The sequence below is a fragment of the Comamonas sp. C24C genome (genome assembly GCF_053345995.1).
In genome coordinates, this window is sequence record NZ_JBKFBC010000001.1 from 592,360 (window position 1) to 613,789 (window position 21,430).

At 61.7% G+C, this 21,430-nt stretch carries 21 protein-coding genes; 15 read left to right on the forward strand and 6 right to left on the reverse strand.

The window, feature by feature from the left end:
- Positions 1-313 precede the first annotated feature (313 nt).
- From lepA to purT, 14 genes are all read left to right on the forward strand, one after another.
- Complete coding sequence (gene lepA, locus ACLBXN_RS02660) at positions 314-2,122, forward strand: translation elongation factor 4 (RefSeq protein ID WP_447611035.1); 1,809 nt, start codon at positions 314-316, stop codon at positions 2,120-2,122.
- Positions 2,122-3,099, forward strand: a complete 978-nt coding sequence (lepB, locus tag ACLBXN_RS02665; RefSeq protein ID WP_003057970.1) for a signal peptidase I — start codon at positions 2,122-2,124, stop codon at positions 3,097-3,099. Before lepA ends, lepB begins: the two co-directional genes overlap by 1 nt.
- Positions 3,100-3,170: 71 nt before the next feature.
- Positions 3,171-3,521 carry a DUF4845 domain-containing protein gene (locus tag ACLBXN_RS02670; protein WP_407715256.1) on the forward strand — a complete coding sequence of 117 codons (351 nt, stop codon included), beginning with the start codon at positions 3,171-3,173 and terminating at the stop codon, positions 3,519-3,521.
- A gap of 9 nt (positions 3,522-3,530) precedes the next feature.
- The gene (rnc, locus tag ACLBXN_RS02675) at positions 3,531-4,214 is read left to right on the forward strand and encodes a ribonuclease III (protein ID WP_447611037.1); all 684 of its coding nucleotides are present in this window, start codon (positions 3,531-3,533) and stop codon (positions 4,212-4,214) included.
- Positions 4,211-5,314, forward strand: a complete 1,104-nt coding sequence (era, locus tag ACLBXN_RS02680; RefSeq protein WP_003057966.1) for a GTPase Era — start codon at positions 4,211-4,213, stop codon at positions 5,312-5,314. Before rnc ends, era begins: the two co-directional genes overlap by 4 nt.
- Before the next feature lie 91 nt (positions 5,315-5,405).
- On the forward strand, positions 5,406-6,182 hold the full coding sequence (gene recO / locus ACLBXN_RS02685; protein ID WP_447611038.1) for a DNA repair protein RecO: 777 nt from the start codon (positions 5,406-5,408) through the stop codon (positions 6,180-6,182).
- Positions 6,179-6,952: a pyridoxine 5'-phosphate synthase gene (locus ACLBXN_RS02690; RefSeq protein ID WP_447611039.1), complete on the forward strand. Its 774-nt coding sequence runs from the start codon at positions 6,179-6,181 to the stop codon at positions 6,950-6,952. Before recO ends, ACLBXN_RS02690 begins: the two co-directional genes overlap by 4 nt.
- Before the next feature lie 64 nt (positions 6,953-7,016).
- Positions 7,017-7,412 (forward strand): holo-ACP synthase, encoded by a 396-nt coding sequence (gene acpS, locus ACLBXN_RS02695; protein WP_003064212.1) that lies wholly within the window; start codon positions 7,017-7,019, stop codon positions 7,410-7,412.
- 56 nt (positions 7,413-7,468) lie between these two features.
- The gene (nagZ, locus tag ACLBXN_RS02700) at positions 7,469-8,560 is read left to right on the forward strand and encodes a beta-N-acetylhexosaminidase (protein ID WP_447611040.1); all 1,092 of its coding nucleotides are present in this window, start codon (positions 7,469-7,471) and stop codon (positions 8,558-8,560) included.
- 192 nt (positions 8,561-8,752) lie between these two features.
- A complete protein-coding gene (locus ACLBXN_RS02705) occupies positions 8,753-10,534 on the forward strand; it encodes an ABC transporter ATP-binding protein/permease (protein WP_447611041.1) in 1,782 nt (593 codons plus the stop codon).
- 112 nt (positions 10,535-10,646) lie between these two features.
- Positions 10,647-11,702: a 6-phosphofructokinase gene (locus ACLBXN_RS02710; RefSeq protein ID WP_447611042.1), complete on the forward strand. Its 1,056-nt coding sequence runs from the start codon at positions 10,647-10,649 to the stop codon at positions 11,700-11,702.
- A 54-nt stretch (positions 11,703-11,756) separates the two neighbouring features.
- Positions 11,757-12,227, forward strand: coding sequence for a hypothetical protein (locus tag ACLBXN_RS02715; protein ID WP_447611044.1), 471 nt, complete (start codon positions 11,757-11,759; stop codon positions 12,225-12,227).
- Between the two features lie 115 nt (positions 12,228-12,342).
- Positions 12,343-12,696, forward strand: coding sequence for a hypothetical protein (locus ACLBXN_RS02720; RefSeq protein ID WP_447611046.1), 354 nt, complete (start codon positions 12,343-12,345; stop codon positions 12,694-12,696).
- A gap of 132 nt (positions 12,697-12,828) precedes the next feature.
- Entirely contained in the window at positions 12,829-14,046 is a 1,218-nt protein-coding gene (gene purT, locus ACLBXN_RS02725) for a formate-dependent phosphoribosylglycinamide formyltransferase (RefSeq protein WP_447611047.1), read from the forward strand.
- 71 nt (positions 14,047-14,117) lie between these two features.
- Here the strand turns inward: purT and ACLBXN_RS02730 are convergent, their stop codons facing one another.
- The 6 genes from ACLBXN_RS02730 to ACLBXN_RS02755 all read right to left on the reverse strand — a co-directional run bounded on the left by ACLBXN_RS02730 (position 14,118) and on the right by ACLBXN_RS02755 (position 20,680).
- Positions 14,118-14,774, reverse strand: coding sequence for a mechanosensitive ion channel family protein (locus ACLBXN_RS02730; RefSeq protein WP_034364924.1), 657 nt, complete (start codon positions 14,772-14,774; stop codon positions 14,118-14,120).
- A 146-nt stretch (positions 14,775-14,920) separates the two neighbouring features.
- Complete coding sequence (locus ACLBXN_RS02735) at positions 14,921-15,979, reverse strand: GGDEF domain-containing response regulator (RefSeq protein WP_211457567.1); 1,059 nt, start codon at positions 15,977-15,979, stop codon at positions 14,921-14,923.
- A 113-nt stretch (positions 15,980-16,092) separates the two neighbouring features.
- Positions 16,093-17,121 carry a hypothetical protein gene (locus ACLBXN_RS02740; RefSeq protein ID WP_447611048.1) on the reverse strand — a complete coding sequence of 343 codons (1,029 nt, stop codon included), beginning with the start codon at positions 17,119-17,121 and terminating at the stop codon, positions 16,093-16,095.
- A 106-nt stretch (positions 17,122-17,227) separates the two neighbouring features.
- Positions 17,228-18,064 carry a class II glutamine amidotransferase gene (locus ACLBXN_RS02745; protein ID WP_447611049.1) on the reverse strand — a complete coding sequence of 279 codons (837 nt, stop codon included), beginning with the start codon at positions 18,062-18,064 and terminating at the stop codon, positions 17,228-17,230.
- Between the two features lie 178 nt (positions 18,065-18,242).
- A complete protein-coding gene (gene lysS / locus ACLBXN_RS02750; protein WP_167005730.1) occupies positions 18,243-19,787 on the reverse strand; it encodes a lysine--tRNA ligase in 1,545 nt (514 codons plus the stop codon).
- Positions 19,788-20,029: 242 nt separating this feature from the next.
- Positions 20,030-20,680 carry an LON peptidase substrate-binding domain-containing protein gene (locus tag ACLBXN_RS02755; protein ID WP_447611050.1) on the reverse strand — a complete coding sequence of 217 codons (651 nt, stop codon included), beginning with the start codon at positions 20,678-20,680 and terminating at the stop codon, positions 20,030-20,032.
- Positions 20,681-20,740: 60 nt separating this feature from the next.
- On the opposite strand from ACLBXN_RS02755, the gene ACLBXN_RS02760 reads away from it, so the two are divergent.
- Entirely contained in the window at positions 20,741-21,307 is a 567-nt protein-coding gene (locus tag ACLBXN_RS02760; RefSeq protein ID WP_211457562.1) for a YggT family protein, read from the forward strand.
- Positions 21,308-21,430: the final 123 nt, after the last annotated feature.

Consider the following 21,430-nt stretch of genomic DNA (forward strand, 5'->3'; position numbering starts at 1 on the left):
GGTTGGACGCAAAAAATCACGCTGACAAGCGGTTTTCAAGCGGTGCAAAAGCCTTTGCAATCTCCTGCTACTGATGGCTAAACGGCGTTTTTCGGTTTGTGGATAATTTGTTGATAAATGAATTTGAAAATCACAAACCGGAACTTGTCAAGCCTTGCTGGGTCTTGGTTTGCGGCCAGTTTTGCCTACAATAAAGTCCCAACTATCGCAGTTGCCAGAGATTGTTGGTTAAGGGCGCGCCGCTTGAGGGACGCGCCCTTTTTTCTTGCTGCTGCAGGCCACTTTTTTCAATTCCAAGCTGTCTTTCTCGTTGATGAATCACATCCGTAATTTCTCCATCATTGCGCATATCGACCATGGCAAGTCCACACTGGCGGACCGCCTGATCCAGCGCTGCGGAGGCCTCGCCGACCGCGATATGGAAGCCCAGGTGCTGGACTCGATGGACATCGAGAAAGAGCGCGGCATCACCATCAAGGCTCAGACTGCGGCCCTGCAATACAAGGCCAAGGACGGGCAGGTCTACAACCTGAACCTGATCGACACCCCCGGCCACGTGGACTTCTCCTACGAAGTCTCGCGCTCGCTGTCGGCCTGCGAAGGCGGTCTGCTGGTGGTCGATGCCTCTCAGGGCGTGGAAGCCCAGACCGTGGCCAATTGCTACACCGCGCTTGACCTGGGCGTGGAGGTGTTCGCCGTCCTCAACAAGATGGACCTGCCTCAGGCCGACCCCGAGAATGCCAAGGCCGAGATCGAGGACGTGATCGGTATCGATGCCAGCGACGCCATTCCCTGTTCGGCCAAGACCGGCATGGGCATCGACGAAATTCTGGAAGCCATCGTGGCCAAGGTGCCGGCTCCCAAGGGCAATCCCAATGGCCCTCTGCGCGCCATGATCGTGGACAGCTGGTTCGATCCCTATGTGGGCGTCGTGATGCTGGTGCGCGTGGTGGATGGCGAGCTCAAGAAGAATGAGCGCTTCAAGATGATGGCCAGCGGCGCAGCCTATGAAGCCAACAACATCGGCGTGTTCACCCCGGCCAACCAGCCGCGCGAGATGCTCAGGGCCGGCGAGGTGGGCTACATCATTGCCGGCATCAAGGAGCTGAAGGCCGCCAAGGTCGGTGACACCATCACGCTGGAAAAAAAGCTGCCCAACAACCTGGGTCCTGCCGAGAAGCCTCTGCCAGGCTTCAAGGAAGTCAAGCCCCAGGTTTTCGCGGGTCTGTACCCCACCGAAGCCTCCGAATACGACCAGTTGCGTGATGCGCTGGAAAAGCTGCAGCTCAATGATGCGGCACTGCAGTTCGAGCCCGAGGTCTCGCAGGCGCTGGGCTTTGGCTTTCGCTGCGGCTTCCTGGGTCTGCTGCACATGGAAATCGTGCAGGAGCGACTGGAGCGTGAATTCGACCAGGATCTGATCACCACGGCCCCCAGCGTGGTCTACCAGGTGATCAAGGGCGACGGCGAGCTGATTGACGTGGAGAACCCCTCCAAGATGCCCGATATCGGCCGCATCCAGGAGATCCGCGAGCCCATCGTGACCGTGCACCTCTACATGCCGCAAGACTATGTGGGTCCGGTGATGACGCTGGCCAACCAGAAGCGTGGCGTGCAGATGAATATGCAATACCACGGTCGTCAGGTCATGCTGACCTACGAGATGCCTCTGGGCGAAATCGTGCTGGACTTCTTTGACAAGCTCAAGAGCGTTTCGCGCGGTTATGCCTCCATGGACTACGAGTTCAAGGAATATCGCGCGTCCGACGTGGTGAAGGTCGATATCTTGCTCAACGGCGAGAAGGTCGACGCCCTGTCCATCATCGTGCACCGCTCGCAGTCCGTGTATCGCGGCCGTGCCGTGGTGGCGAAGATGCGCGAGATCATCAGCCGCCAGATGTTCGACGTGGCCATTCAGGCTGCCATCGGCGCCAACATCATTGCGCGTGAGACCGTCAAGGCCATGCGCAAGAACGTGCTGGCCAAGTGCTACGGCGGCGACATCACGCGTAAGCGCAAGCTGCTCGAAAAGCAGAAGGCCGGCAAGAAGCGTATGAAGCAGATCGGTTCGGTAGAAGTGCCGCAGGAAGCCTTCCTGGCCATTCTGCAAGTGGAGGATTGATGCAAGTCATGCAGTGGATCACGGCCGCCATCCTGGCGGCCTTTGTAGGCTATATCGCGGCCTGGTACACCGGCTCCATCGAAGGCAACTTCGCATTGCTGCTGTTTCTGGCAACCGTGGTGACCGGTGTGTACTGGCTGGCCGAACGCTTTTACTTCTGGCCACGGCGCCGGGCGGCTGCGGCCGCGCTGGAGCAGGCTGCCGTCGAGCGCCGCGCCGAGCTGGACCGCATGGGCATTGCCAAGACTGACATCGAAGTCTCCGAAGACGCCAAAGGTCGCATTCTCATGCAACCCTGGTGGCTGGACTGGACTGCCGGTCTGTTCCCGGTGATCGCCATCGTCTTCGTGCTGCGTTCCTTCCTGTTCGAGCCGTTCAAGATTCCCTCGGGCTCCATGATTCCGACGCTGATGGTGGGTGACCTGATCCTGGTCAACAAGTTCACCTACGGCATCCGTCTGCCCGTGATCAACAAGAAGATCACCGAAGGCAACAAGCCCCAGCGTGGCGATGTGATGGTGTTCCGCTACCCCCCCCAGCCCACGCTGGACTACATCAAGCGTGTGGTGGGCGTGCCTGGTGATGAAGTGGCCTATATCAACAAGCGCCTGAGCATCAACGGCAAGGAGTTGCCCGTGCGCGACCTGCCGGACTTTCTGGACCGCGACGTGATGCGTTACTTCAAGCAGTTCGAGGAAACCCTGGGCGAGCAGCCGCACCGTGCCATCGTCAACAACGATGTACCGGCCTTCATCCAGGGGGCGAGCAACTTCGAGTACAAGGAAAACTGCCGCTACAGCGTTGAAGGCGTGACCTGCAAGGTGCCCGAAGGCTATTACTTCATGATGGGTGACAACCGCGACAACTCGCTGGATTCGCGCTACTGGGGCTTTGTGCCGGACCAGAACATCGTGGGCAAAGCCTTTTTTGTCTGGATGAACTTCGGTGATCTGAGCCGTATCGGCCGCTTCCACTGAGTATCGGCAATCGTTTCGTCATTTTCTGGGATACACGGGCAGGAACATGCCCGGCTTGAGAGGGGAAAAGCATGAAAAAACTGGCATTGCGCTCCAGGCAGCGTGGTCTGTCCTTCATCGGTCTGGTGTTTCTCGTGGCCATCATCGTGGCGGTTGCCGCAATTGGCGCACAATCGGTGCCCGTCTTCCTGGAGTACCAGGCCATCACCAAGGCGGCCAACAAGGCCGCCGCTGAAGGCAGTACCGTTGCCGAAGTCAAGGCCAGCTTCGATCGTTCGGCTTCCATTGATGACTTCAAGTCCATCTCCGGCAACGATCTGAACGTGACCAAGGTCAACGACAAGATCGTCGTGGGCTTCGAGTATTCCCGTGAGATTCATCTGGCAGGCCCTGCCTACCTTGTTTACCGTTTCAAGAAATAGACCTTTCAGGTGGAACCTGCTCTAGTCGCTCTGCAGCAAAGGCTGCAACATCAATTTGCCAACCCGGCGCTGCTGCAGCGTGCCATCACGCACCGCAGCTTTTCGGCCGACAACAACGAGCGACTGGAGTTTCTGGGCGACTCGGTGCTCAGTCTTGCCATCTCCAGCTTGCTCTATGCCAAGCTGGCCTCCATGCCCGAAGGCGATCTCTCGCGTGTTCGGGCCAATCTCGTCAAGGAAGGCACGCTGCACAAGATTGCGCTGAAGTTGCAGCTGCCCGATCTGCTGCGTCTGGGCGAAGGTGAGTCCAAGTCCGGTGGCAAGCAGCGCCCGTCCATCCTGGCCGATGCCGTGGAGGCGCTGATCGGTGCCGTATACCTCGATGCCGGCTTTGCCTCAGGCGAGAAAGTCGTTCACCACCTCTTCGAGGGCGTGGACATCAACCCCCATATGCGTGCGGCCGACAAAGACCCCAAGACCGCACTGCAGGAATTGCTACAGGGCAAGCGCATGAAGCTGCCGCAATACCATGTGGTGGAAATCAGTGGCGCGGCGCACAAGCAGACCTTCAAGGTCGAGTGCACGATTGCCGAATGGAATATCAGCGCCCAGGGCTCGGGAGCATCCCGTCGCATGGGCGAGCAGGCAGCTGCCGCTGCCTTGCTGGAAAAAGTGAAAGCCAAAAATCCATGACCGATGCTGCTAAGAAAAAGATAGCGGGCACCGCAGGTGCAGAAAAAGCCAAGGGCCAGAAAGGCCCCAAGTCTGTGACTACCGATATCAGCGACCCCAGCTTGGACTACATCAGCGCCATGCTGGCCGCTGCCAAGCCCGGCAGCACGCCGACCGCCATCCGCGATCAGGAGGAAGAAGCTCCGGCACGCGTCTACGCGCCCGAAGAGCAGCGCTGCGGCCTGATCGCCATCGTCGGCAAGCCCAATGTGGGCAAGTCCACGCTGATGAACGCGCTGGTAGGCCAGAAGATCTCCATCACGTCGCGCAAGGCCCAGACCACGCGCCACCGCATCACCGGCATCCGCACCAAGGACGAGACCCAGTTCGTCTTTGTCGATACCCCCGGTTTCCAGACCAAGCATTCCACCGCCCTGAACAAGTCGCTCAACAAGACAGTGATGGGCGCGATCGGCGATGTGGACCTGATCCTGTTCGTGGTGGAGGCGGGCAGCTTCACGCTGGCCGATGCCAAGGTGCTGAGCCTGTTCAAGCCCGGCATTCCCACGCTCTTGATCGCCAACAAGCTCGACACCGTGGGTCGCCGCGCCGAGATCGCCCCCTGGCTGCGGGACATGCAGGAGCGCCATCCTTTTGCTGAGTTCGTGCCCATGTCGGCCAAGAACAAAAAGGATATCGAGCGCATGTATGGCATCTGTGCCAAATACCTGCCGCAGCAGCCCTGGTTCTACGGCGAGGACGAGCTGACCGACCGCAGCGAGAAGTTCCTGGCTTCCGAGACCCTGCGCGAGAAGCTGTTCCGCTTCACGGGCGACGAGCTGCCCTATACCTCGACGGTGGTCATCGACAAGTTCGAGGAGGAGCCGAGCCCCAAGTTCGGCCGCTTCATGCGCGTTGCCGCCACCATCGTGGTCGAGCGCGACGGCCACAAGGCCATGGTGATCGGCCAGGGCGGCGAGCGCCTCAAGCGCATCTCCACCGAAACCCGCCAGGAGCTGGAAAAGCTGCTCAATGCCAAGGTATTTCTGGAAGTCTGGGTCAAGGTCAAATCCGGCTGGGCCGACGACGAGGCCCGGGTCAAATCCTTCGGCTACGAGTGATGGCCTTGCGGCGCCGTGAATACTGCGCCTCAAGCTATCATTTCCGGACCAAGGCCTCTGCTGAGGCCTTTTCTTTTATCTGACTCCTTCCGTGGCAGCCAAACGCGTCGGCGACGAACCCGCATACATCCTGCACCAGTATGACTGGAGCGAATCCAGCCTGATCCTGGAGGTGTTCACGCGCCATCGCGGGCGTGTGGCGCTCGCGGCCAAGGGCGTCAAGCGCCATACCTCCAACTTTCGCCCTGTGCTGCTGCCGCTGCAGCCGCTCAAGCTCAGCTACACGCTGGGGGCGGAAGGCAATGCCGAGATTCACACGCTCAAGGGTGCGGAATGGGCGGGCGGCCATGTCATGCCCCAGGGCGATGCGCTTTGGTCGGGCATGTACCTGAACGAGCTGCTGCTGCGTCTGCTGGCGCGCGACGATCCGTATGCGGCGCTGTTCGACATCTATGCAGGGGTGGTGCGTGTGCTGGCGGGCCAGCATGGCGGCACGACCGAGGCCATCGAGCCCGTGCTGCGTGCCTTCGAGCTGGTGCTGCTGCGCGAGCTCGGCCATCTGCCCGATCTGAGGCAGGAAAGCACAACGCTCAGCCAGCTCAACAGTGTTTTGCGCTACACGCTTGTGGCTGATGGAGGTCTGCGCCAGGCCGCCGGTTACGAGCGCGCGGCGCTGAGCGGCCAGCAGTGGCAGACCATAGAGCTGGCGCTGCAGGCCGAGCAGCCGTTTCCGCGAACCCTGAACGCGCTGGCCGAGCCTGAAGTGGCCCAGGCCCTGAAGCCGCAATTGCGCCATCTTCTGCAATACCATTGCGGCTCAACCATGCTGCGCACCCGCCAGCTGATGATGGATCTGCAATCGCTATGAATACCTCTGCCTCCTCCCGCACCGCGCTTTCGGTCAATGTCAACAAGGTGGCGCTGCTGCGCAATACCCGCCATCTGGGCATTCCATCGGTGACGCGTGCGGCGCAGATCTGCCTTGAAGCGGGAGCGCAGGGCATCACCATTCACCCGCGTCCCGATGAGCGCCATATCCGTGCGCAGGATGTGTTCGAGCTGCACGATCTGCTCAAGAACTGGCCTGGCGCCGAGTTCAATATCGAAGGCAATCCCACGCAGAACCTGATGGATTTCATCCGCCAGACGCGCCCGCATCAAGCCACCTTCGTGCCCGACAGCGAAGACCAGTTCACCAGCGACCATGGCTGGAGCTTTCCCCAGGATGCCGAACGCCTCCAGCCGCTGATTGCCGAATGCAAGGCCCTGGGCGTGCGCGTGAGCCTGTTCATGGACCCCATCCCCGAGCAGATGGCGGCAGCCAAGGCCGTAGGTGCCGACCGTGTGGAGCTCTACACCGAGCCTTTTGCCGCCAACTGGGGCAAGGCCGAGCAGGAGCAACAGCTGCAGACCTATGCCAGGGCCGCGCAGGCCGCGCTGGACGCCGGGCTGGGCATCAATGCCGGCCATGACCTGAATCGTGACAATCTGGCCGCCTTTGTGGCCCGGGTGCCGGGTCTGGCCGAAGTCTCCATCGGCCACGCCCTGATTGCCGATGCACTGGAGCTGGGCTATGCCGAGACCGTCAAGGCCTATCAGGCCTGCATCGACGCTGGCATGGCAGGCAAGAATTCCTGAAAAGATAGCTGCCAGCGCTTTATGGGTAAGCGTTTGAGGCCTTTTTCTCTATAAGGAGCCATAGATGATTTACGGCATCGGCACCGATATCTGCGATGTGCGCCGCATACGCGCAAGCCTGGAAAAGCATGGCGAGCGTTTTGCCCGCAAGGTTCTGGCCGATGGCGAACTGGCGACCTGGAAGGCGCGCAGCGAGCGCTGGCCCGAGCGCGGCATCCGCTACATGGCCACGCGCTTTTCGGCCAAGGAAGCGTTCAGCAAGGCCGTGGGAATGGGCATGGTCATGCCCATGACCTGGCGCCATTGCGAAGTCATCAAGCTGCCCAGCGGCCAGCCTGCGATTCGTCTGCATGGCGAACTCAAGGAGTGGTTTGAGAAAAACAATCTGACGGCGCATTTGTCCGTCACGGACGAATCCGACTACGCAGCCAGCTTTTGTGTCGTCGAAAGAAAAGAGTGAAATCAGCCTCTGGTGCTTGATATATAGGCGCTGGCAGCTATAGAAATTTTTACATCATGAGCATGCATGCACCTCTGATCATTGATATTGCCGGCACATCGCTGACTGATGTGGACCGCGCGCGCCTGGCCCATCCGTTGGTGGGCGGCATCATTCTCTTCAAGCGCAACTGGGAGGACCGCAGCGCGCTGGTCCAGCTGTGTGTCGATATCAAGGCCGTCAAGCCCGATCTGCTGATCAGCGTGGACCACGAGGGCGGCCGCGTGCAGCGCTTTCGCACCGATGGCTTCACGCATATTCCGCCCATGCGTGCCTTTGGCGAGATGTGGATGGATGATGGTCAAGGCAAGAAATACCGTGAAGGCAGCGGTGCCATGCGCGCCATGAACGCCGCCACGGCCGCCGGCTATGTGCTGGGTACGGAGCTGCGTGCCTGCGGTGTGGATTTCAGCTTCACGCCTGTGCTGGATCTGGACTATGGCGAATCCTCGGTCATCGGCGACCGCAGCTTTCACCGCGACCCGCGGGTGGTGGCCGCTCTGGCCAGGAGCCTGATGCAGGGTCTGCTGCAGGCCGGCATGGGCAATTGCGGCAAGCATTTCCCCGGTCACGGCTTTGTGAAGGCCGATTCGCATGTGGACATTCCCGTCGACAAGCGCAGCCTGACGGCCATTCTCGACGAAGACGCCGCTCCCTATCCCTGGCTGTCCAGCGTGCTCACCGCCGTCATGCCCGCCCATGTGATCTATCCCAAGGTGGACAAGCGCCCGGCAGGCTTCAGCGAGAAATGGCTCAAGGACATCCTGCGCGCCCGTCTGCGCTATGACGGCGCCATTTTCAGCGACGACCTCAGCATGGAGGGCGCGCGCCGCATCGACGGCGCACTCATCAGCTACACCGATGCCGCGCTGACAGCCCTGAATGCGGGCTGTGACATGGTGCTGCTGTGCAACCAGAGCCTGGGTCTGGGCGAGCATGTAGACGAGTTGCTGGACGGCATGGATGCCGCGCTGCGCGATGGCCGCTGGGTGCCCGATATCGACTCCGAATCGCGCCGTGTCTCGCTGCTGCCCGATACCGAACCCCAGACCTGGGACGATCTGATGCGCCAGCCTGCCTATCTGCAGGCGCTGGATCTGTTGCCCTAAACGGCACTGGGCCGATCCCGCCATCCGCTGCCTTTGACGCAAGGGCAGCGGATTTTTTTATGCCTTTCGAAGGTCCGGCAGGGCGGCTGCCGGAATTTAAGTCTGGCCTCAGTTAAGCGGCTTAGGGTGAGCTCAGGAGCCTGGCAGCGGCATCGCCGCGGCGCCTTTGTTCATGAATCACCGAAAGCCTGCATGACTTCCAAGAGCCCGGGACCTGAGTCCCGCAAAAACCGGTCGGGCGTGCTGCGCCAGGCCTTTTCGCTGACCCGGCCCTATTTCCAATCCGAGGAGAAATGGAAGGCCTGGGGGCTGCTGGCCGCCATCGTGGGTCTCAATCTCGCCGCAGTGTTCATGCTGGTGCAGATCAATGAATGGAACCGGGTGTTCTATGACGCATTGCAGAACAAGCAGGCAGAGGTGTTCTGGCAGCAGCTATGGCGCTTTCTCTGGCTGGCCCTGGTGTATATCGTCATCGCGGTCTACAAGTTCTATCTGACGCAGTTGCTGCAGCTCAACTGGCGGCGCTGGCTGACCGAGCATATGTTGCAGCGCTGGCTGTCGGCCAAGGCGTTCTACCGGCTGGAGCTGGGGCGCTATGGCGTGGACGGCAATGCCAAGGCCCCCGACAACCCCGACCAGCGGATTCAGGAGGACCTGAATCTGTTCACCACCTATACCGTGTCGCTGTCCATGGGGCTGCTGAATGCGGCCGTCACCTTTGTGAGCTTCGTCGGCATTCTGTGGAGCCTGAGTTCCGTCGTCGATATCGGTCTGCCGGCACTGCTCGGCGGCGGGCAGCTGCAGGTTTCCGGTTTCATGGTCTGGATGGCCGTGCTGTACTGTCTGGTCGGCAGTGCCATCACCTTCTGGATCGGCAAACCTCAGGTCTGGCTCAACAGCCGTCAGCAGCAGTTGGAGGCCAACTTCCGCCATCACCTGATCCGCGTGCGCGAGCATGCCGAAGCCATCGCCCTGGACGGTGGCGAGCGCGTGGAGGGTGCTCAGATCGGCCTGCGTTTCGGCGACGCCCTGGGCAACTATCTGAACCTGATCAAGAAGCAGAAGAGTCTGGGCTGGTTTACCAATTTCTTCGGCCAGGCGGCCGTGGTCTTTCCCTTCATCATTGCCGCACCGCGTTTTTTCAGTGGCGCCATCCAGCTGGGTCAGCTGATGCAGATAGGCTCGGCCTTCAATCAGGTGCAGGACTCGCTGAGCTGGATCGTCAACAACTACTCCGATATCGCGGCCTGGCGGGCCACGACCTTGCGTCTGGCCGGCTTCGACGAGAGTCTGCGCGAGCAGGAGGAGCACCCGGTCGGCGTACAGCTTGCAGCGTCGAACCAGTTGCAGACCCGGAATCTCGATGTATCCCTGCCCGCAGGAAGCCCCATCGTGGCGGACGCCAGGCTGCAGATACGCCCTGGCCAGAGGCTGTTGATCAGCGGGCCTTCGGGCAGCGGCAAGTCCACCTTGCTACGGGCGTTTGCGGGCATCTGGCCCTATGCGCGAGGCCAGGTGGAGCGGCCTCTGGACGCCATGTTCATTCCTCAGCGTCCCTATTTTCCCGACGGCAGCCTGCGCGATGCCCTGGCCTATCCGGAGCCGGCGGCAAGCTACAGCGACGCTGAGCTCAAACAGGTCTTGCGCGAAGCGCAGCTGCCGCAGCTGCAGGAGCGGCTGGACAGCCAGGCGGCCTGGAACAGCAGCCTGTCGGGAGGCGAGCAGCAGCGGCTGTCCGTGGCGCGGGTCCTGCTCAAGCGTCCGGCCTGGGTGTTTGCGGACGAGGCCACGAGCGCGCTGGACAATGCTGCCGAAGCGCAGATCTACAGCCGGCTGGTGCAACTGGTGCAGGGCAGAGGCGGGGCACTGGTTTCGGTGGCCCACCGCGACAGCGTGACGGAGTTCCACACGGCACGCTGGCTGCTGCAGCCGCAGCAAGGGATCCGGGAGGCCGACCTGCCCGGGAGCCGCTGAAGCAGGCAGGTTCGGGGACAAGCAGTCTCAACCACGGTGCAGGCAAGGGAGGCTCTGGGAGCGACTTTCTCGTGGGATGATGTGCATTCGAGAATCTTTGGAGAGCGAGCCCATGCGCGTTGGTGTGCTGACCGGTGGCGGCGATTGCCCCGGCCTCAATGCGGTGATCCGTGCGGTCACCAAGTCCCTGATCAACCATGGCCAGTGCGAGGTGCTGGGCATTGCCGACGGCTTTGAAGGGCTGATGGATGCCAGTCCGCGCGTCAGAGCGCTGAGCTGGGACGAGGTCAGCGGCATTCTGCATATCGGCGGCACGATCCTGGGCACCAGCAACAGCGCCAATCCATTGCGCGATGCGGCCACGCTGGCCCAGGTGGGGCGTAACGTCAAGGCGCTGGCACTGGATGTGGTGGTCGCCATCGGCGGTGACGGCACCATGAGCCTGGCCCATGGCTTGGCGCAGGTGGGACTGCAATGCGTGGGCGTGCCCAAGACCATCGATAACGACATTGCCAACTGCGAGCGCAGCTTTGGCTTCGATACGGCCGTGGCCACGGTGACCGAAAGCCTGCGTCGTATCGAGAGCACGGCCATGAGCCACCACCGGGTGATGATCGTGGAGACCATGGGTCGCCATGCTGGCTGGCTGGCGCTGGAGTCCGGCATCGCCGGTGCTGCCGACATCATTTTGCTGCCCGAGATCGATTACGACCTGCAGTCCATCATCAAGGTTTGTCAGGAGCGCGAGCGGCGTCAGCGCTACACCATCATCTGCGTCGGCGAGGGGGCCAAGGAAAGCGGCCAGAGCCTGACGGTGCGCGAGCGGATTGCGCACAGTCCCGACCCCGTGCGTCTGGGTGGCGTCGGCCATGTGCTGCGCGAGCGCCTGCAACCCCATCTCCAGAGCGAGGTGCGCACCACGGTGCTGGGGCATGTGCAGCGCGGCGGCGATCCGACGCCGTTTGACCGGGTACTGGCCACGCAGTTCGGCCACCATGCGGCGCAGCTAGTGCTGGGCGGCCAGCTGGGCCATATGGTCACGCTGCAGAACGGCCGCATCGGCAGTGTGGCGATTGCGGATGTGGCCAATACCCAGCGCACCGTCCCGCTGGACAGCCCGCTGCTGACCATGGCGCGCGATATCGGAATTTGCTTTGGCGAGGCCTGAGCTGCGCTAAGGTGTGAGCCTGCGCGCACTTTCGGCGCGCCGGAGAAATTCAGCATGGACCGACATGAAGAAGCCGTGATGCAGCTGCTCACGGCCAACGGTGAAACTTTTGTGGCCCCCAAGTATGAGGTGGCCGATGGCTGGCAATGTCCGGCTTTCGTGGCATTGCGCCCGGCTCGTCGCCAGGTCTATGTGGTCGAGGTATCGGCTTCCGGCTATCCGCTGGCGCTGGTCAACCGTCTCAACGAGCGAGTCGAGAAATGGTATGCCCCGCTGCTGTCGCAACTGCACGGTCTGGGCATCACGCAGCCCGACTGGGAGATTGCCTGCCTGGTGTTTGTGCGCAGCGATCAGATCGACTGGCTCAAGGAACGCGTCAAGGACCAGAGCGGTGTGCATGTGCTGGGTCTGGAGCAGGCCAGCAGCCCCTGGGTCTGGGACGATGCGGTCTGGACTTCCGAGATGCGATTCGACGCGGGAAGCATTCCGCAGCGTGGCGGCAAGGCTGTCGGTCTGACGCACTGATATCCACCGAAAAAATCCATGATATTGGCCTCAATCCCTTTTTCTTAAAGCGATTGATGCTATCTATTTGGTAGAGATGCTGGCCCATGAACACCACTCACTCGCAGGTAGGCAGATGACTCTTTTCCGAATTTTGATCGCGGCGGCTTTGACCTCCTGCGCCGCTGCCGCCCAGGCTGCAGACTGGCAGATCTGCGATCTCAAGGTGCAGGTGCGAGAAAAGCAAAGCGGTGGCCGCGCGCTGCAAGCCCGAGTGCTCGAAGCCAAAGCCAGCGGCGATGCCGAATGTCCGCAACCGGGCACGGCGCTGAGCTTCAGGCCCGAAACGGCGGACTATCAAAGCGAGCTGCCGCGCAGGCAGTGGCCCAGTCCCGGTGCTGCCGTGACGGTACGCTTTCGCTATCTCGACGGGCAATGCAAGAATCGCGGCGCCTGCCGCATCGAGCATTACTCGCCAATGCCGCACTGAATCTTCAGTCAGCCGCGCCATGCGCTTCATCGGTCGGCGCTGAAAGCGGCCGAATTGCCAAGCCGCAGTCACGAGAGGCTTGCCTGCTCGCCTATGATCGGGGGCTCGGCCCCATATATGCAGGATGCAACCATGACCACCCTAGGAACCCCTCTCTCCCCCAATGCCACCAAAGTCATGCTGCTGGGCAGCGGCGAGCTGGGCAAGGAAGTGCTGATTGCCCTGCAGCGCCTGGGCGTGGAAACCATTGCCGTGGACCGCTATGAAAACGCGCCTGGCCAGCAGGTGGCCCACCATGCGCGCACCATCACCATGAGCGATCCGGCCCAGCTCAAGGCACTGATCGAAGAGGTCAAGCCCGATCTGGTCGTGCCCGAGATAGAGGCCATTGCCACGCCCATGCTGGAAGAGCTGGAGGCCGCAGGCGTCATCACCTGCATTCCCACGGCCCGTGCCGCGCGTCTGACCATGGACCGTGAAGGTATTCGCCGTCTGGCCGCTGAAACCCTGGGCCTGCCCACCAGCCCCTATCGTTTCTGCGACTCGCTGGCCGAGCTGCAAGCCGCGATTGACGGCAGCGACGGCCAGCCTGCCATCGGCTACCCCTGTGTGGTCAAGCCCGTGATGAGCAGCTCGGGCAAGGGCCAGAGCAAGATCGACGGCCCGACCGATGTGGCCAAGGCCTGGGATTACGCCATGGCCGGCGGCCGTGTGGCCAAGGGCCGCGTGATCGTCGAAGGCTTTATCGACTTCGATTACGAAATCACCCAGCTGACCGTGCGCGCCAAGGGTGCGGATGGTCAGATCGAAACCCATTTCTGCGACCCCGTGGGCCATATCCAGCAGGCCGGCGACTATGTGGAGAGCTGGCAACCCCACCCCATGCATCCTGCAGCGCTCGAGAAATCACGCCAGATTGCCAAGGCGGTCACCGACGACCTCGGCGGCCTGGGCCTGTTCGGCGTGGAGCTGTTTGTGAAGGGCGAGCAGGTCTGGTTCAGCGAAGTCTCGCCGCGTCCCCATGACACAGGTCTGGTGACGCTGTGCACGCAGTGGCAAAGCGAGTTCGAGTTGCATGCCCGCGCGATTCTGGGTCTGCCCGTGGATGCCAGCCTGCGCAACCCTGGTGCCAGTGCCGTGATCTACGGCGGTCAGGATGCAGAAGGCCTGGTGTTTGACGGCGTGGACCAGGCCCTGGCCGTGCCCGGCACCGATCTGCGCCTCTTCGGCAAGCCCGAGAGCTTCGTCAAGCGTCGCATGGGCGTGGCCCTGGCACGCGCTGGTGATGTGGAGCAGGCCCGCGTGAATGCCAAGCTGGCCGCCAGCAAGGTCAAGCCGCGCCTGCCTTGAGGTAATCAAAAAAGGGCTTCTCAGGAAGCCCTTTTGCATGGAGGCCGGGTATCAGCCGATATCAGCCGATATCAGCCCGAGGCTGCGGCGCTGCCGCCAGGAGTCGTGATGGCCACGGCGCAAGCTTCCTCCTGGCTGGTGGCCGGCGTGTTCTCCGTCACCACCGGCATGCCGCCTTTCCAGCGGCGAATGACGCGCTGGAAGATCAGGGAGTTGGGAATCTGCAGCAGATTGGGCATGCCCGCCGGGGCGCTGTCATCCTGCAAGGTGATGTAAAGCATATTAAGGTCGATCACGCGGCCCTTGGCTCCGGGCTTCTCGGCAGTGTCGAGCACCTCGATATAGTCGCCCAGCCTGAACGGGCCGACGGTGACGATCAACAACGCACAGAACAGGTTGGAGAGCACGCTCCAGGCCGCGAAGAAGGCAACGGCGCCCACGGTGGCAAAGCCGGTGAAGGCCGTCCAGAGCACGGTGGCCGACATGCCCAGACGCTCGAGAATCGCCAGCACGGCGGCGGCGATGATGATCCAGCGAAACACGCCGCGCAACGGCATGAGCAGCTCATGCGGCAGGTCATAGGCCTTGCCTGCGCGAGAGATGATGCGCTTGATGAGCCAGTTGATCAGCCAGGCCACCAGGATGATGAGAAAGATCTGAATCCCGGGAATCAGGATTTCAAGCCAGTCCTGCATCCAATCGGGCAGGTGCATTTGAAGACGACGCATAACCAGTCACTCGAGAAAAACGGCAGAGGTCGGTCCCGAAGGACCGACAGGACAATGCGTCAATCCTAGCGTCTCTTGAGAGCGGAGCTGACAAGTGTCGACCTTGCAGGCTCCAGGCAGCAGTAGCAACGCTGCCCGGTGGATGACTAGATCTGCCTTTGCTCTATGGTGTCCATCTGCATCTCGAAGCTGAAGAAGCGGTTGCGTCCTTGTGACTTGGCAGCGTACAGGGCTTCGTCGGCGCGCATCAGCATGGATTCGGCGCTGGTGTGCTCGTCGGGAATGCAGGTGGTAATGCCGCCGGAGAGGGTCAGTGGAATGTCCTCGACCGTTCCTGGCGGACGAATCTTGAGGAACTTGAGCATCTGGCCAAGCGCACGTGCGAACGTCATCGAGCCGGAGCGCGGGGTGTTGGGCAGGATCAGGGCAAACTCTTCACCGCCGTAGCGTGCGGCAATGTCGCGCGGGCGCACGCAGACTTCGCGCAGCAGACGCCCGACCTGCTTGAGGCATTCGTCACCCTGGACATGGCCGTAGGTATCGTTGAAATGCTTGAAGTGATCGAGGTCGCAAAGCATCAGCGTCAGCGGCCTGCTCTCGCGTCTGGCCGCTGCAATTTCGGCATGCAGCATGCGGTCCAGCCCTCTGCGATTGACCAGGCCCGTGAGTGCATCGAGCTCCACCATCTCGTTGAGTTTCTGATTTGCCAGATGCAGCTCTGCAGATACGGAGACCAGGCGGCGACGCATGTCCAGCAGGCGGCGCATGGCACGCAGTTTGGCGACCAGCACAATGGGCTTGACAGGTTTGACCAGATAGTCGTCACCACCCGCTTCGATGCCGCGCCAGACGTCCAGGTCGTTATCCAGCCCGGAGAGAAAGATGATGGGCGTCCACTCGCCGGGTTCGGCCTCGCGCAGCTGACGGGCGACCCAGTAGCCGTCCTCGCCGGGAAGGCGGATGTCCAGCAGCACCAGATCGGGTCTTTCGCTGCGAAACAGTGCCAGTGCAGTGCGGCCGTTTTCGGCTTCCAGCACGTGGGTCACACCGGCCTGGCGCAGTTCGGTCACCAGGGCGGCGCGCATGACGGCCTGATCCTCGACAACCAGCACGGAGAACGGGGTCGCGGAATCGGGTGCCGAGAACCGTGCTCCGCTGGATTCGATGGCAGACAAAGCTGATGCAGAAGATGGCAGAGCTGTCATGGGAGGAAGATCAGGATCGGACGCATCTGTAGTTCAGGCATGTGCCGGGAAATATATTGTTACTTTATACGCCGGTTTCGAGCAACAGGCTTTGCGAATGGTCACGCAGACACTCAGGCCAATGCCAGGGCGGAGTGGGCTTTGCTGGATTCATCGTGCCAGAGCACAAAAGTCTGTGCCGCCGAGCACTGCGCCGTTGCGCCCAGCTGATCGATATAGCGACAGGCCGCGAACTGTGCCGATCTGGCCTCATAGTCCGACACCCACTGCTGGCGCGAAGCCTGGGAGGCAGCAGGCAGGGGCCAGCGCCTTTCCTGAGTGGAAAGGCCATTCAAGCCCATGCGCCAGGGCTTGCCGCTGACGCGAGCACGAAAGCACTGCTGCTGCTGGCACAGCATGGCATACAGCGGGTCGACCTCGAGTTGCTGGAACAGCGCCTGAACCTCGGGGGAAGAGGGGCTGAATGCGGCGTGAGTGACGATGACGCGCAAGCCCTTGGGCGTTTCGTAGATGCGCAGGCCCCAGTCAGGATGGCTGGCGGAGAACGCCTGAATCTTTGCCAGCGCAAGATCGACAGGCGGTGGCTGCCGGGCATGGTCGCGTTGCGCCTGGCGGGCATGCAGCCATTGCTTGAGGCCCGACCAGAAGACCAGGCCGATGCTGGCCACCAGCAGCATCAACACCGCAGGACCCAGACTCCAGGTCAGCGGGGTCACCCACAGCCAGGGCAGGGCCAGGGCCAGCAGCAGCGACGAGATGAGAGGGAAGCGGGCAGGCTTTTTCTGCGGTGGAAAGTCGATATCGGCAATGGCCACATGCTCTGTGTTCAGGCAGTGTGCGCCATAGCTGTTGCGGGTCATGACGGATTCATCACGCCGCTCCAGCACCTCTTCGCGAATGGGCGTGCCGCCGTCCAGACCGTACTCACCACGCCATTCCATGCGCTCGAATCCCGCATCGAGGTGGCGTTGCGTGGGAGCGGCCAGCACGGCGTCCAGCGCTTGCCGGGCTCGTTGCTGCGCATGGCTCTCGGCTTCCTGCTGGCTGTGGTCGGACCAGCCCCAACGCTGAACGGTCGCGCCGTGGCGTTGGCCGGTTGCATGGCGCAGCCGCGCTTGCGCCCAGTATTGAGGGATATGCATGGTGGGCCAGTATAGCCACGGGGTTGATGGCGCAGCCGCCGCCCGGATGGTGGCAGCGACTGGATGAACGTGCGCCGGGTTTGGGCTTGTGCGGCTGCGCACGCCCTCAGGGTTGAATGGGGGCGAACGGCAGGTAATCGATCTGCGTGCCACGCACAACGATTGCCGTGGACTCGGGCACCTGGGCCCAGGCCTGCGGCAGGTCGACCAGCGGCTCGGAAACGATCAGATAGGCATCATCGCCAACGGCCGCAATGCGCGGGTCGTCGGGATAGAGCGCGTGAAGATGCTTGAAGGAGGTGCTGTGATAGAGCGAGCGCGGCGACTGGCCTTCGCTCGCGTAGCGCACAGCCACCAGTTGCTCGCCATCGCTGGCGCACACGGTCATGCTGAGCGGGTGTGCTATCCCGTGCCTGCGCGCCGTGGCCTCGACAAAGCCCGCCATGCGCGCGATGGCCGGCACAGGAGTGTGCTCCAGCCCGAAGCTCATGGCCAGAAGGAACATGGCCTCCGAGTCCGTCGAGCCTTCCAGCGAGGCGAAGAGCTGCGGATCGATGGCCACGAGCAGATCGCGCCTCACCCGCGGAAAGTCCTCGATCATGCCGTTGTGCATGAACATCCAGCGCCGGTGGCGGAACGGATGGCAGTTGGTCTCCTGCACCGGCGTGTGCGTTGCTGCGCGCACATGCGCGAGAAACATGGGCGCCGACACGGCGCGCGACAGCTCGCGCAGGTTGTGGTCGTGCCAGGCCGGCTGGATGCAGCGATAGCGAAAGGGCATGTCGTGCGGATGCTGGTACCAGCCCAGTCCGAAGCCATCGCCATTGGTCGTCGTCGCTCCGAATCTCGAATGCAGGCTTTGGTCGATCAGCGAATGGCGCGCATGGAACAGCATTGTTTCCAGCGAAACAGGATTGCCCGTATAGGCCAGCCAGCGACACATGGCGCTCTCCTTGAGACATGGAACCGAGGATTCATCCTATCGGTTCCAGGTGCCTGCCGGGCAAAGCCTGTTTTTGCCAAATCTTTGATAGCAGGTAGCGCTTGCTCTGCTTGGATTTCAGCAATGAAAATATCTGAAAACCAAGACAGTCAAGCGCTAGAAGCTATCAATTTCAGGCTTACTGTTCGCGACGCAGTGCGGGGAACAGAATCACGTCGCGGATGCTGGCGCTGTCGGTCAGCAGCATCATGAAGCGGTCGATACCGATGCCGCAGCCGCCGGTGGGAGGCATGCCGTATTCCAGGGCGCGCACAAAGTCGTGGTCGAAGTACATGGCTTCGTCGTCGCCGCCGTCCTTGGCTTCCACCTGGGCATTGAAGCGGGCAGCCTGGTCTTCTGCGTCATTGAGCTCGGAGAAGCCGTTGCCGAATTCGCGGCCGGTGATGTAGAGCTCGAAGCGCTCGGTCACTTCGGGGCGCTCGTCGTTGGCACGCGCCAGCGGCGAGATCTCGGTGGGGTGTTCCATGATGAAGGTGGGGTTCCACAGCTTCTCTTCCACCACCTCTTCGAAATACAGCACCTGCAGGCTGGCCAGGGTGCGGGTGGACAGCTTGTCCTTGTCTTCCTTCATGCCCAGCTTCTTCAGGGCATTGGTCAGCCATTCGCGGTTGGCCACGTTGTCGCCGGCTTCGGTGTACTTGACGATGGCTTCGGGGATGGTCAGGCGCTCGAAGGGCTTGGCCAGATCCACAGGCTTGCCGCCGTAGCTCAGCTCCAGCGTGCCCACGGCCTTGATGGCTGCATCGCGGATCAGCTTTTCGGTGTAGTCCATCAGGTCCTGGTAGTTCCAGTAGGCCGCGTAGAACTCCATCATGGTGAACTCGGGGTTGTGGCGCACCGAGATACCTTCGTTGCGGAAGTTGCGGTTGATCTCGAACACGCGCTCGAAGCCACCGACGATCAGGCGCTTGAGATAGAGCTCGGGCGCGATGCGCAGGTACATCTCCTGATCCAGCGCATTGTGGTGGGTGATGAAGGGCTTGGCATTGGCACCGCCGGGAATGGGGTGCAGCATGGGGGTCTCGACTTCCAGGAAGCCGTGTTCGACCATGAAGTCGCGGATGCCGGCCACGGCCTTGCTGCGCGCCACGAAGCGCTTGCGGGCTTCTTCGTCGGTCATCAGGTCCACATAGCGCTGGCGCACCTTCTGCTCCAGGTCGGCCATGCCGTGGAACTTGTCGGGCATGGGGCGCAGGCTCTTGGTGAGCAGGCGGATTTTCGTGGCCTTGATCGACAGCTCGCCGGTCTTGGTCTTCATCAACTGACCTTCGACAGCGATGATGTCGCCCAGATCCCACTTCTTGAAGTCGGCATACACCTCTTCACCCACGGCGTCGCGGGTGACATAGGCCTGGATGCGGCCTGTGGCGTCCTGCACGGTGGCAAAGCTGGCCTTGCCCATCACGCGCTTGAGCATCATGCGGCCCGCCACGCTGACGGCGATGGCCGCGGCATCCAGGGCTTCGGCATCCTTGTCGCTGTGTTCTGCAATCAGGGCTGCGGCGCGGTGCTCGGGCTTGAAGTCGTTGGGGAAGGCAACGCCGCCATTGGCCTTGGAAGACTCGCGCAGGGCCTTGAGTTTTTCGCGGCGCTCGGCGATGAGTTTGTTTTCGTCCTGAGGGGCGGTGTTTTCTGCCGCAGAAGAGGTGTTTTGTTCAGTCATGAAAAGAGAGCGCCAGCGACAAGCGCCGGTTGGAGGCCAGAAATAAGGGGCAGCCAAGATGGCAGCTGCCCGAAACCGGTGATTTTAAGTTTTTTGCCGAAGCAGCGGTAGGCGACCGGGCAAAGCGCTGACGGGAGCTGCGGTATGCGGCCTCCAGGGCTCAGGCTGCATTCGGGCAAGTCAGTCTTTTGCTATCAAATAAATAGCTTTTGTCGACCGCCAGCAAAGGGGATTAGATGTTTTCAGGCATCGTCCTGTGGGGGTGATCCGGTAATGCCGCTTTGCTCCAGTACATCGGCGATCAGCTCCAGCCGCAGCAGCGGGGCGTCCAGCGTCATCAGCTGCTGCTTGATCCGCACCGGCAGGGGCAGCATCTCGGCCCAGCGATTGGCAACCCAGGCGCAGTCGTGCATCTGCGCCGGCGTGGGCAGCTGCGCGTGGTCGGGGTCGTGGTCGTGCAGGTTCAGCAAGGCCTGAGCCAGTGCATGGGAGGTGCTCAGCAAATGCTTGGGGATGGTGACCTTGGGGTCGTCGGGCAGCATGGCGACATCGGCCACCCACAAGCCATGCGGCAGTTGCCAGCAGCGCTGGATGTGAAAGCGCTGGGCGCCCTTGCATTGCAGATGCAGCAGCCCGGGCTGGGGCGAGTCGAGCCGGGCGATGCGGGCCAGCACGCCTTCCGAGTGCAGGCGCTCGGTCTGGGCGCCGGCCTTGCGCACTTCCTGTCCCGCCTGCAGCGCAACCACGCCGAAAGGGGCGTCGGCATGCTGGCATTTGCGGATCATGTCCAGATAACGCACCTCGAAGACCTGCAGACTCAGCAGGCCTTCGGGAAACAGCACCGTGTTCAGCGGGAACAGGGGCAGGGAATGCAGACTTTGCGTATCGGTCATGGTGCCCGGCTATCATCCCATGAATAGGTGAGTTGCTCACTGTTTTCTGAATTGGGTCACATGCTGTTTGAAATCGTTTTGTTTCTGCTGGATGTCGTCGTCGGCTTGATCAGCGGCGCCTGTCTGCTGCGCATGTATATGCAGGCGCAGCGTGTGCCGTTCGGCAACCCCGTGGGGCAGCTGGTCTTTGCGCTGAGCGACTGGATCGTCATGCCGCTGCGCAAGGTCGTTCCTGCCAAGGGGCGCTGGGACAAGTCCAGCCTGATTGCGGCCTTGCTGCTGCAACTGTCGCAGGTGCTGCTGATCTGGCTGCTGCTGGGCGGCAAGGGCTCGCTGCTGGCACTGCCGTGGCTGGCAATTTGCGGACTGGTCAAGGTCATCCTGTCCGGCATGATGGGCATCTTGCTGATCTACGCCATCCTGTCCTGGGTCCAGCCCTATTCCCCCATCTACGGCGTGCTGCAGCGTCTGGCGGAGCCGCTGGTGGCGCCTATCCGCAAGGTGGTGCCCCTGATCGGCAATGTGGATTTCTCGGCGCTGATCGCCCTGATCGGCCTGCAGGTGCTGCTGATGGTGCTCAACTATGTGCAGGCCGGCGGTCTGTCCATGATTGCCGGTGTGCGCTAAGGGAGCTGCCCGGGCCGGGAAAGCCGCATCGCCTTGAGGTTTGCGGATAACCTCTTCCATTCCAAAGCCTGCTCTCAGGTGCTTTGTGAAATTCCCGAGGCATAAAAACCCACAAAAAAAAAG